Genomic DNA, 11,638 nt, shown 5'->3' on the forward strand with positions numbered 1-11,638 from the left:
GAACAAAATGACAGCGCCCGGAGGCCGCCGTAAACGGCGTCATCCGGGCGCCCTGGTCAACAGGCAGGGCCAGGGGAGTTAGCCGCTAAAAACATTCCCCGCGCCCGGGGCGTTTTTCAGCACCCATACGCGGCCATAGTGGTTATACCAGCCGGCACGGTGGCCTGCGTCAGGCCCAATGCCCTGATAGATGTCGAAATGCTGGCCTTTGATGGCCCCGCCGACGTCGAGAGCGACCATCAGGCGCAGTTCGTACTGGCCGTTAAACTTGCCGTTATTATCCAGCAGAGGCACCTCGGCCAGCAAGGTGGTTCCCGGCGGAATAATCGACCGGTCAGAGGCCACCGAGGCGCGGCCGATCAGCGGCACAGCGCTGGCCCCTTTCACCGGCGCGAAAGACTGCGGTTTAAAGAACACGAACGACGGGTTCTGCTCCAGCAGCTCGCGCACTTCCGCTTCGCTGTGCTTTTCACCCCACTCGCGGATCGCCTGCATCGACATATCTTCTTTCTTCACTTCCCCGCGGTCGATCAGCACTTTGCCGATGCTGCGATAGGGCCAGCCGTTTTTCCCGGCATAGCTAAAGAAGTTGAGCGGCGAACCATCGCCAAAGTCGATATAGCCGCTGCCCTGCACGTCCATGATGAAGTTATCCATCAGCGAATTGCTGTACGCCAGCACATAGTTATCGCTCAGCGCGCCGGCATAGATGCTGGCGCGGGACGGCAGCTTACCGCGTTTCGGCGGCATACGGTAAATGGGGTACTGGAATTCGCCCTGACGGGTGTGGCGCGCCTGCACTACCGGCGTGTAATAGCCGGTAAACTGGACGTTGCCATAGTTGTCGGTGCCCTGCATCTGCCAGGCGTCGATGCCGAACTGGCGCAGCGTGCGGGTGTCGCCGCCGGCGCGCAGCCACTCCTGCAGCGCGTTATAGACGTTGCTCTGGCTATTATAGAGGCGCGGCGAGGCGTTACGAATTTGATTAACCTGCTCGGAGAAGTCGCCGGCGTTGATCGGCGCCCCGACGGCATCCGGCTGGTTTACCAGTGAAAACGGCTGGGTGAACTTGCCATCGCTATATTGCTGACCGCGGTCGGTCGGTTTTGAGGAACAGGCGGCGAGCATAGCCAGCATTGCCCCCGTCGCTACATATTTTGCCCAACGTCCTTTCATGGTGTCTCATCTTTTGCTGCGAAGCCTTAGTGCGTGTTGAAGATAACAAAGCGCCGGGGCTATTGAAATGCGCGATCTCATCGATGGCACAGATTTGTGTAAAAAAAGACCACAAGATGGCGTTTTATAAGCCAATTCTTACAAAAATGTCGATTTGGTCGAAAAAAGGTTGCATCATCTCGCTAGCGGAGTATAGTGCGCTTCCACGGACGCGGGGTGGAGCAGCCTGGTAGCTCGTCGGGCTCATAACCCGAAGGTCGTCGGTTCAAATCCGGCCCCCGCAACCAATTAAAATTTGATGAAGTACAAAGCAGTACGGTGACGCGGGGTGGAGCAGCCTGGTAGCTCGTCGGGCTCATAACCCGAAGGTCGTCGGTTCAAATCCGGCCCCCGCAACCAATCAAATTTGACAAAGTAAAGCAGTACGGTGACGCGGGGTGGAGCAGCCTGGTAGCTCGTCGGGCTCATAACCCGAAGGTCGTCGGTTCAAATCCGGCCCCCGCAACCAATTAAAATTTGATGAAGTACAAAGCAGTACGGTGACGCGGGGTGGAGCAGCCTGGTAGCTCGTCGGGCTCATAACCCGAAGGTCGTCGGTTCAAATCCGGCCCCCGCAACCAACATCATAAACACCCTCAAGGGTGTTTTTTTGTTTCTGCCGCCGGCAAACCTCTGCCGAAAACGGGAACGGCCATTGCCGCCCCCTCGCCGGTTTGCTTTATGTCATCCGTAACAGCCCCTGAAATACAAGAAACCGCAATTTATCAACGTCTTTTTATACTTTCCTGTATCTCTCAGGAGATCCACAGATAATGCGTGGACAAATGAGTGTACGGCTAAAAGCCACTAACTTAATCCACTCATTTAGAGTTTTGCGCAATAAAAGGACTAAATTCCCGGAACTACCGTTATCTTTACGTTTGTAATCGGCCCCTGGCCAACAAGAATGAAGATAGCAGACTTGATATAATGATTATATTTCGGTGCTTATCTTGCCAGACAGGGCACTGCAACAAACAGGATTTAATTGAGATAGTGTATCTATGATAGTTTTCATTATAAGTCAGCACCATACTTTCATTACTGAATAAATCATGATAATTGATGCAAATGTTATATTTTTGATACCAGAGCTTCTTCTGATTGTTTTAAATTATGGTATTAATTCCATCTTTTCCCCTTCTGTACTTCACTAATCTCGCAGTAGATGGTCGAACTTTTTGCCACCAAATCATTCACAGCAAAAATATCATTTATTAAAGAAGCTTTTATTTATTCCGAAAAAGTGGCGTTGCGATATTATTACGCGATCGTTTATCGGTATTTTATGCTTATACTTATCCATAACCAAGCAGATTGCCCTTGATGGTCAATAAATTGAGAAACTTCATATAAATAAAACCATCTTAGGATACGAGCCAAATTATTTATAGTAGTAATAATAACGATCTTTCAGACACTGACCACATTGCACCACGCTTTATTTAACTGTTAAATTGGATCAAGGTCAGATACTTAAACAGGGGTTAGTTAGACAGGGAGAAGCAACATGGCTAAAAAATTTCTAAACAATGTTCCCGAAACTCGCTTTAACATAAAGCCGGGCCTGAAAACAGGAAGTGCCATGAATGTGAAGTTACCTCTACATCTTCTCTCCGCCAGGGATTGTAGTGTCCACCAGACATTTATTAACTATAGCCCCAATAATTGGCCTTAATTTAAACCAAAACAACTTCACTAACGCCATGACTGAACCTAGAGCGATGGAAGAATTAACAAGAATGTCGTTACAGGAGAGGGGTTAACCTGCACGCCTGGGAAAGTCATTGGGCAAAACCGGATAAAAGTTTCAAAAGGGAAATTTTGATGTCTGCAAAGGAACATATTTCTTCATCTGCGGCTATGTCAACAATGATGGGATCAGGCGGCATTTATCAGTCGTTGTTTAAAAAAATACATCTGACGGTAGCTATCCATACTCCACTTTCCTGTCTGGCGAAATCTGCGGAGGATGTGGTTATGCATCAGCCAGACGTCCAGCACGTTAAGTCACGCTGGCACGGTCTCAGGTTTCTCAAATGCCAAAAGCAAAAACCTGACCGGGCGGTGGTGTAGTATGAAAATTCATCGACCACTATGGGCTGAGGGAACGTTCCTGTCCTCACAACAGTTTCAGCAGCAGGCCCGCTGGGAAACGTACAGTAACAACAGCATTGCACAGTTGGGTATCCGTCATCCATGGGGTGTGGCGAGGGTCGAGTTTGACAGAGAAGCACTGGCGTTAGGGAAGTTAAAATTACGTACCCTGCGCCTGCGTTTTTCCGATGGCTCGTTGATCGACTCCGAAGTTTCCGATGCGCTGCCTCTGGCTTGTGATTTACATACTCTGGCGGTGGAAAATACGGCAATAGTTGTCCTGGCGTTACCGCTGGAACATGCGAATGGCGGTAATCTGGGACAGGAAAAGCATACTGAAAGACCCCTGCGTTATCGTCAGGAATGGCATAAAGTACAAGATATTTATGGCAGCGACAGTGAAGAAATGGCCGTTGAATGCCATGCGCTGTCATTGCGTTTCGCCCATGATAACAATCAGGATTACATCACCTGCCCGCTTGCACGTCTGACGCGGAATGGTCAGGGTAACTGGTCTCAGGATGAAAGCTACATCCCGCCGCTGCTGGCCCTCAGCGCACATATTGGTCTGGTGGAGCGACTGGATACGTTGCTGTTGCAGCTACAAGCGAAGTGCCGGCGTCTGATGGCCCTGCGCCGGGAAAGCAATCAGCGTATGGCGGACTTCGCGGTAGCGGATGTGTCCCTGTTCTGGTTACTCAATGCGTTGAACAGCGCTGAACCGGTTCTAAGTGATTTTTTACGGTATCCGAGCATCCATCCTGAACTCGTCTGGCGCGAACTGGCTCGTCTGGCCGGCGCGTTGCTGACCTTTTCCCTTGAACACAACGTGAGCGCCATTCCCGCATATGTCCATGATGCTCCAGCCTCCGTTTTTCCGCCGCTTTTTACCCTGCTCAGCGAACTGCTCGAAGCCAGCCTGCCGTCGCGGGTGATTGCGCTCGAGCTGGAATCCCTTCCCGGCAACCGCTGGAAAGCCGAACTTCACGATCCACGCCTGCGGGAAGAGGCGGATTTTTACCTTTCTGTTCGCTCCTCGCTGCCGACGCACGTCGTTCTGCAACAGTTACCACGGCTCTGCAAAATCGGGGCGCCGGATGACGTTACGTTGTTGGTTAATGTTGCGCTGAACGGTGTCCCTGTTGTTCCGCTGACGCAGGTTCCGGCTGCATTGCCATTACGGCTGGAGAATCAGTATTTTGCGCTGGATATGCAGAGCGCTCCGGCTAAAGCCATGCTGGATGCTGGGTGCTGCATGATTTACGCGCCGGGTACGCTGGGCGATCTGAAACCCGAGCTTTTTGCGGTACTGCGGTCATGACACAGGAACGGAAAATCGACATTGACGTACTACTTCGCGACACCTTTCTGACGGTGGTGGAACTGCGTCAGGGCACTTCTGCAAGACACGGACAGGAACTATATCGCCATTGTCTGCAGCAGGTGGAAGGGGTACGCGAGCGTCTGACAGCGGCCGGATTCAGCCAGCAGGACATAGAACATATCATGTACGCTCAGTGCGCGCTGCTGGACGAAACCGTTCTCAGCCGGGACGGGATGGATGATGGCCAGATGGTCTGGCTAAAAAACCCTCTCCAGTCGCATTTTTTCAATACCCTTCAGGCGGGCGAACTACTGTATGAGCGTATGAAGCGGGTTTTACAGGAGCCAGCCCCCACGCCGGCGGTCCTGACCTGTTTTCATCGCGTGCTGTTGCTGGGGTTTCGCGGGCGCTATCAGGACCCCGAATCTGATGAACGGCAGCATCTCATTGCGATGTTCAGCAAGCGGGTTGAGCCATTCAGGGTGCAAGAAGATTCGGCAGTGCTGAACGTGCCTTTGACCAGGCGTCAGCATTACCTGTGGCAGTCTCCTTTTTGCTGGCTGCTACTGCTAATGCTTGTGCTGGTTGGCGTCTGGTGGGGGTTGCATAGCTGGCTGAATGTACTGGTGGATGAACTGCTGCCAACAGGCAAGTCTTGAAGATGAGCCGGGTGAGTAACACGCTGAAACAGGCGCTTTTGCTGTGGGGCATGCTGCTGGTGCTGGCGCTATGGCTGGGATTCAATCAGGCCTCTACGGCGATGAAATTTGGCGTGACAGTGGCGCTTATCGTCATCGCAGTAGGCCTGCTGGCGTGCTGGCGCGGAAAAAAAAGACAGACTGAGGCCGACAGCGTATGGCTGTCCCGATTGCCGCCCAAAACATATCGGCAGCCCGTAGTGCTGGTGTGCGGCGACGCGGCAGCATCGTTATTCACAGAAAACCCGCTGCGGCAGGTCGCGGGAGGGCTGTACCTGCACATTGCGGATGAAGAGCAACTTATCAGACAGGCTGAAGTGCTGCTGGCTGACCGCCCCGCATGGGCTTCTCAGTTGTGTGTGGCCTGCACGGTCGTGCCGGTTGTTCATCTGGATATGGCTGTTCTGGCGGGACGATTGCGACGCTTTGTCGGCGGTCTGGCGACAGTGCGCCGCAGGGCGGGCATAAAAGTGCCGCTGCTGCTGTGGAGCTGGCTGCCCGGCACAGGGCGAGAGGATGATCTACCGTGGTTTATCTGCGCCGGCGGCAAGGTTCAGGTGGTGACGCTCGCCGGAGAAAGCTCTCCGACGGCATGGGCGGCACAGCCCGGAACCGATGGGAGCAGCCTGCGGCTTTGCCATCTTCTGCGGATGGAAAGCCTGATGCAATGGCTCAATCAGATGGTATTACCAGAGCTGAACGGGTATCCGCCGCTGGCGGCATGCATGGGGCAGGCACCATTGCTGCCTGCGGTAGAAGGCAATCTGTGGCAGAAATGGACAACGGCGAAAACGGGACTGACGCCGGAGGCGATACCGAAGTTCGGCGCATCTCCCCTGCCGTTCCCGGACATGATGCTGCCGCTGTTACCACGTCAATCAGGATTTACGCCAGTGCGCCGCGCCTGCGTGGCGGCGCTGCTGATGACCACCGTGGCAGGAGTGGCTGCGCTCTGTCTGTCAGCAACCGCAAACCGCACCCTGCTGCTGCAGGTGAGCGACGATCTACATAAATATGATGCCGTTCCGGCAGACAAAGACGCCGCTAAAGCCCACCACCTGTCGGTCCTGAAGGACGATGCAAATATTCTGGATAGCTATTTTCGCGAAGGAGAGCCATTACGTCTCAGTCTGGGTTTATATCCCGGCGAACGGCTACGTCAGCCGGTATGGCGGGCTATTCGCGATTACCGTCCACCTGAGAAAAAAAGGTATGTAGCAGACGCATTACCGGTACAGAGCGTGCGTCTCGACAGCATGGCGTTGTTTGACGTCGGACAGGCCCGTCTGAAAGACGGCTCGACAAAAGTGCTGATTAACGCGCTGGGAAATATTAGGGCAAGGCCGGGCTGGCTGATTGTGGTCACCGGATATACCGATACCACCGGCAATAAAAAAGCCAATCAGCAATTGTCGCTGCGACGCGCGGAAGCCGTGCGAGACTGGATGCTACAGACCAGCGACATTCCGGCCACCTGTTTTGCCGTACAGGGGCTGGGTGAAAGCCATCCTGCTGCACCTAACGACACGCCGGAAGGCAGAGCCGCTAACCGGCGCGTCGAAATCAGTCTGGTTCCCCGCACTGACGCCTGTCAGGACGTGAAACAGAACATGCTGCCAGAACCGGCGTTATCTCAGTTAAATCCACAAGGAGTTTCAGCCAGCTAACCATGGCTGGCAGGAAGCCTTCTGCTTTTTTGGCACGGGTTCGATATGCGGCTCGCTGAATATCGGTGGTACCGGTACCGAGCAACCGCTATTCACAATTTAGCCTGATGTAAACCTGATGGGCACGAGGTCATGGCTATGGGCGGTAGCGTGCCTGAACAGGGCTCCGCAAGAGGAACTTCTGTGGAATTTGTTACGAAATAAGGAAGCCCACGATGGATGCACAGAACTTCGACCACTCACACCACGCGTTAAAAATCCGCGGCCTGAGCAGCGGCGTGGACGTACTGTCCTTTGAAGGCAAGGAGCAATTAAGCGCCCCATTCCGCTATGACATTCAGTTTACCAGCAGCGATAAGTTTATTGCGCCGGAGTCGGTACTGATGCAGGACGGGGCATTCAGCCTGACCGCCCCGCCGGTGCAAGGGATACCGACGCAGATTCCCCTGCGTACCTTGTACGGGGTGATCACCGGTTTTAAGCAATTGTCTTCCTCACGGGACGAGGCGCGGTATGAGGTGCGGCTGGAGCCCCGTCTGGCGCTACTGTCCCGCAGTCATCAGAACGCGATTTATCAGAACCAGACGGTGCCGCAAATCGTGGAGAAAATACTCCGCGAGCGGCATGAGATGCGCGGTCAGGACTTTGTGTTTAACCTGAAAAGCGACTACCCGTCACGCGAGCAGGTCATGCAGTACGACGAAGACGATCTGACATTCATCTCACGGTTGCTGTCGGAGGTGGGTATCTGGTTCCGGTTCAGTACCGACGCCCGACTGAAAATCGGGGTTATCGAGTTTTACGACGACCAGAGTGGCTATGAGCGCGGCCTGACGCTGCCGCTGCGTCACCCTTCGGGGATGAGCGACAGCGGAACCGAAGCAGTGTGGGGTCTGAACACGGCCTACAGCGTGGTATCGAGGTCCGTCACGACGCGGGATTACAACTACCGTGAAGCGATGGCGGAGATGACAACAGGCCAGTTTGACGTAACAGGCGGGGATAACACCACCTACGGTGAAGCCTATCATTACGCTGACAATTTTCTGAAAACGGGTGACAAAGCGACGCCGGAGAGTGGTGCATTCTATGCGCGTATCCGCCACGAACGCTACCTGAACGGACGCGCCATCCTGAAAGGACAGAGCACCAGTTCTCTGCTGATGCCGGGACTGGAGATAAAGGTCGAGGGTAATGATGCGCCAGAGGTATTCCGCAAGGGCATTCTGATAACCGGGATTACCGCCAGCGCAGCACGAGACCGCAGTTACGAACTGACATTCACCGCCATCCCCTATTCCGAACGCTACGGCTACCGCCCTCCTCTCATCCGCAGGCCTGTGATGGCAGGGACACTCCCGGCGCGGGTGACCAGCACCACGGCAAATGATATCTACGCTCATATCGACAAAGACGGGCGCTATCGAGTGAACCTGGACTTTGACCGGGATACGTGGAAGCCGGGTTTCGAGAGCCTGTGGGTACGGCAGTCACGCCCCTATGCGGGAGATACTTACGGTCTGCACCTGCCGCTGCTGGCGGGAACCGAGGTTAGCATCGCGTTTGAGGATGGCAACCCGGACAGGCCATATATCGCCGGGGTGAAACACGACTCGGCGCACACCGACCATGTGACCATCCAGAACTATAAGCGCAACGTGCTGCGCACCCCGGCGAATAACAAAATCCGGCTGGACGATGAGCGGGGTAAGGAGCACATCAAGGTCAGCACAGAGTACGGCGGAAAGAGCCAGCTGAACCTGGGACATCTGGTGGATGCTGGGAAGCAGCAGCGCGGTGAGGGTTTCGAACTGCGCACCGATATGTGGGGTGCGATAAGAGCGAAAAAAGGTGTCTTTATCAGCGCCGATGCGCAGGAAAAGGCGCAGGGGCAGGCGCTGATGATGGATGAAGCGTTAAGCCAGCTCCAGGAAGCGCTGTCTTTAGTGGAAGCACTGCATAGCGCCGCTGAAGTGGCAAAATCAGAACTGGCGGATTTACAGACACAAAAAACGCTATTGTCAGAAACGCTGACCGAGCTGAAAAAATCAGCGCTACTGTTTTCTGCTCCCGCGGGGATTGCACAGGTTACGCCCAAAAGCCTGCAATTATCCTCAGGGGAAAACCTGATTAGCACCAGTGGGAAAAATACGGATTTCAGCGTATTTAAAAAATTCACTGTAGCGGCGGGAGAAGCAGTAAGTCTGTTTGCTCAAAAGCTTGGTATTAAAATTTTCGCCAGCAAAGGCAAAGTGGAGATTCAGGCACAAAGCGATGAAATGCTCCTGGATGCATGTAAAGATCTGCGCATAAGCAGTAGCGACGGAAAAATTCTTATTAGCGCAAAAAATGAAATCATCCTAACCAGTGGTGGTGGATATATTCGAATTGGAGGCGGCACGGTGGAATGTGCCGCACCAGATAAAATTATAGAGCGTGGAGCGGTTTGGCAAAAATTCAGTGGTCAGAGTATCAGTCAGGCCATGCAGGATTGGGATTCCACTGATTTTGCCATCACCCCTGAGATCCTCTGGAAGCAAACCGGCAAACCGGCAAAGAATCAAAAGGTACGCGTTACCCGCGGCGATGGCACTACCGTTGAAATGACGACTGACGATCAAGGGAAACTACCTGTGCAGAGCGGGCTTTTTGTTGAATCAATAAAAATTGATCTCTTAGATAATCAGGAATATTAAGGATATTCGGAGGGAATATATGTCTACGACGATGCATATGGATCGTGCCGATAAAAATAAAGTTGGCACCGCGGAGATTGAGGATCTGCGGGTAATTCCGGTTATTTTTCTGCCAGGAATAATGGGAACAAATCTTAAAGAAAACTCTGAAAAGAACAATGCAAAAGCTGTATGGCGATACGATAGTGAAACCTCCTTGTTGGGCTGGACACTTCCATCTTCGGGGCCAAAGGAGAGAAAACGGCTACTTCATCCTGAACGGGTGAAAATAGACAACCGGGGAAGAATTCTGCTGTCGTCTGGAATACAGGAGCAGGTCTCAGCCATTCGTCCCTACCCCTCCTCCAATTATGATGAGGAGGGAAAGAAGCGTTATGCTGAAGCGCTGAATAAGATAATGGATAATAACGAGCCGGAAAAAAAACTCTTTGGCTCGCGGCATGATCGAGGCTGGGGTGAGGTAGCCGCCCCAAGCTACGGCGCTTTTCTTGATGCGCTACAGACTGCACTGTACCGGGATAAGCCAACGAAAAAAGACAATACGCTGAGTGCGATTTATCAAAAATTAGTTGATGAACCACTGGGGCTGGAATTTGGTGTGGATTCCCTGGATGAAACATACCTTGAAGTCATGAAACTGTACCAGTTTCCAGTACATGTCGTGGGCTACAACTGGCTGGGCTCCAATATACTGTCGGCAAAAAGACTTGGCGAAGAAGTCGATAGGATTATTGACAAGTATCAAACTCAGGGCATGAAGTGCAGCAAAGTCATTCTGGTGACCCATTCAATGGGGGGGCTAGTGGCACGATATTATTCAGAATGTCTGGAGGGCAGAGATAAGATTTACGGTATTGTTCACGGTGTGATGCCGTCTATTGGCGCGGCGGCGACCTATACCCGCATGAAGCGCGGTACTGAAAATACAGAGTCCGGTTTGGCTGGCGCTGTAGGATATCTCACCAGCCATATCCTTGGCCGCAACGCAGCAGAGATGGTGGCGATTGGCTCTCAGTCTTCCGGCGCGCTGGAGTTACTCCCTGCCAACGATTATGGTGACGACTGGCTTAAGGTCGTTGACCGTGACGGTAGTATATTAACGCTGCCCGCAGATCTTCCGGTCGGAGAGGACGGTAAGAAAGAAAATCGTCTTTATAACGGGCTTTATCTGAACCGAGAGAAATGGTGGAAGCTAATGGATGAAAATTTGTTGAATCCGTTTAATACCACATTGAATAAAAGGCAGATCGACGGCGACTGGTTGGAATATGAAAATCTGATTAAGGATAATGTAAAACCATTCCAGGAGCAGTTAGCTGGCAAATACCATCCGTATACCTACTCATTTTATGGAAAATCAAAAGGGGGAGAATTACCCGCAGCGCATCGGACTCAGGAGACGGCGATCTGGAGCGGAGCGCTGGCAAGCGGCCAAATAGGTGAGACGCCGCCAGCACCAAAAATGAATGACGAACGCCTTTATTTAAGTGAAGTCAGTGCCGATCGAACGGTGAAAGATGAGCTTTCCCCGGAAGAGCAGGCATGGACATTCAAAGGCGATAACAACGTAGTATATGGCTGGGTAGGACAACGTTTTACACTACGGGATGCCTGTGAAAATGGCGACGGTACGGTGCCTTTGCGCGCCGGTCAAATCGTTCATAAGAATATTCGGGGGCGTCTGGCAGTACAGGTTCTCCATGAAGCCGCTTACCGGGATACTCTCAGTCAAGCTTTTGTCTTACGCTCTATTATAAAAATTGCCCAGCAGGTCAATAATGATAAAGAAATGTTTTTTGCTTAATGGCCCACATCGCCAGAGAAACGGCCTGCTGCTGGCGACGGCGATATTTATCACGGGATGGCTGGCATTCAAACCCGGCGCGTATCAGTATTCATTAAATGACAGGGAGAAAGTGATGGTCACCTCATTATTGCAGC

General features: G+C 52.7%; 7 protein-coding genes and 4 tRNA genes. 10 read left to right on the forward strand and 1 reads right to left on the reverse strand.

Annotated features, from left to right (window positions below):
• Nucleotides 1–78: 78 nt before the first annotated feature.
• The gene (gene mltA, locus A1WC_RS05380; RefSeq protein WP_008806279.1) at nucleotides 79–1,176 is read right to left on the reverse strand and encodes a murein transglycosylase A; all 1,098 of its coding nucleotides are present in this window, start codon (nucleotides 1,174–1,176) and stop codon (nucleotides 79–81) included.
• 210 nt (nucleotides 1,177–1,386) lie between these two features.
• Between mltA and A1WC_RS05375 the strand changes: the two genes are divergently transcribed.
• The 10 genes from A1WC_RS05375 (at nucleotide 1,387) to A1WC_RS05335 (ending at nucleotide 11,501) form a co-directional block, all read left to right on the forward strand.
• Nucleotides 1,387–1,463, forward strand: a tRNA-Met gene (locus tag A1WC_RS05375).
• A 35-nt stretch (nucleotides 1,464–1,498) separates the two neighbouring features.
• Nucleotides 1,499–1,575: transfer RNA gene (locus A1WC_RS05370), tRNA-Met, on the forward strand.
• Nucleotides 1,576–1,607: 32 nt separating this feature from the next.
• A tRNA-Met gene (locus tag A1WC_RS05365) sits at nucleotides 1,608–1,684 on the forward strand.
• 35 nt (nucleotides 1,685–1,719) lie between these two features.
• A tRNA-Met gene (locus A1WC_RS05360) sits at nucleotides 1,720–1,796 on the forward strand.
• Nucleotides 1,797–3,042: 1,246 nt separating this feature from the next.
• Nucleotides 3,043–3,291, forward strand: coding sequence for a hypothetical protein (locus A1WC_RS0125330; protein WP_004142899.1), 249 nt, complete (start codon nucleotides 3,043–3,045; stop codon nucleotides 3,289–3,291).
• A 1-nt stretch (nucleotide 3,292) separates the two neighbouring features.
• The gene (gene tssK, locus A1WC_RS05355) at nucleotides 3,293–4,633 is read left to right on the forward strand and encodes a type VI secretion system baseplate subunit TssK (RefSeq protein WP_004142901.1); all 1,341 of its coding nucleotides are present in this window, start codon (nucleotides 3,293–3,295) and stop codon (nucleotides 4,631–4,633) included.
• Nucleotides 4,630–5,295 (forward strand): type VI secretion system protein TssL, short form, encoded by a 666-nt coding sequence (tssL, locus tag A1WC_RS05350; protein ID WP_016161734.1) that lies wholly within the window; start codon nucleotides 4,630–4,632, stop codon nucleotides 5,293–5,295. Before tssK ends, tssL begins: the two co-directional genes overlap by 4 nt.
• A 2-nt stretch (nucleotides 5,296–5,297) precedes the next feature.
• Nucleotides 5,298–7,001 carry an OmpA family protein gene (locus A1WC_RS05345; RefSeq protein ID WP_016161735.1) on the forward strand — a complete coding sequence of 568 codons (1,704 nt, stop codon included), beginning with the start codon at nucleotides 5,298–5,300 and terminating at the stop codon, nucleotides 6,999–7,001.
• A 215-nt stretch (nucleotides 7,002–7,216) separates the two neighbouring features.
• The gene (locus A1WC_RS05340) at nucleotides 7,217–9,697 is read left to right on the forward strand and encodes a DUF2345 domain-containing protein (RefSeq protein ID WP_016161736.1); all 2,481 of its coding nucleotides are present in this window, start codon (nucleotides 7,217–7,219) and stop codon (nucleotides 9,695–9,697) included.
• 19 nt (nucleotides 9,698–9,716) lie between these two features.
• A complete protein-coding gene (locus A1WC_RS05335; RefSeq protein ID WP_016161737.1) occupies nucleotides 9,717–11,501 on the forward strand; it encodes an esterase/lipase family protein in 1,785 nt (594 codons plus the stop codon).
• Nucleotides 11,502–11,638: the final 137 nt, after the last annotated feature.

Source organism: Klebsiella sp. KTE92, from assembly GCF_000398905.1.
GTDB lineage: Bacteria > Pseudomonadota > Gammaproteobacteria > Enterobacterales > Enterobacteriaceae > Klebsiella > Klebsiella variicola.